2 tRNA genes are annotated in these 332 nt (G+C 45.5%); both read right to left on the reverse strand.

Annotated elements, in window-relative coordinates:
• Nucleotides 1-82: 82 nt before the first annotated feature.
• A tRNA-Arg gene (locus AB4512_RS21975) sits at nt 83-159 on the reverse strand.
• Between the two features lie 80 nt (nt 160-239).
• Nucleotides 240-316 (reverse strand) — tRNA-Arg (locus tag AB4512_RS21980).
• Between the last annotated feature and the right edge of the window lie 16 nt (nt 317-332).

Raw genomic sequence — 332 nt, forward strand, 5'->3', positions numbered from 1 at the left:
CGCACGGTTTTAGTATCAATTCGTTGTAAACAACAACTCAATACAAGGATTTCTGTTCTTATAAGAAAGAAGCCCTAAATAGTGGCGCGTCCTGGAGGATTCGAACCTCCGACCGCCTGGTTCGTAGCCAGGTACTCTATCCAGCTGAGCTAAGGACGCACGGTTTTTGATATTAATTCTCGACGAACGATTTATCAATATCAGGATTCACATTCTTATAAGAACTAAACCCTAAATAGTGGCGCGCTCTGGAGGATTCGAACCTCCGACCGCCTGGTTCGTAGCCAGGTACTCTATCCAGCTGAGCTAAGAGCGCACGGTTTTAGTATCAA

The sequence above is a fragment of the Vibrio sp. 10N.222.52.B7 genome, assembly GCF_041474275.1.
Taxonomy (GTDB): domain Bacteria; phylum Pseudomonadota; class Gammaproteobacteria; order Enterobacterales; family Vibrionaceae; genus Vibrio; species Vibrio crassostreae_C.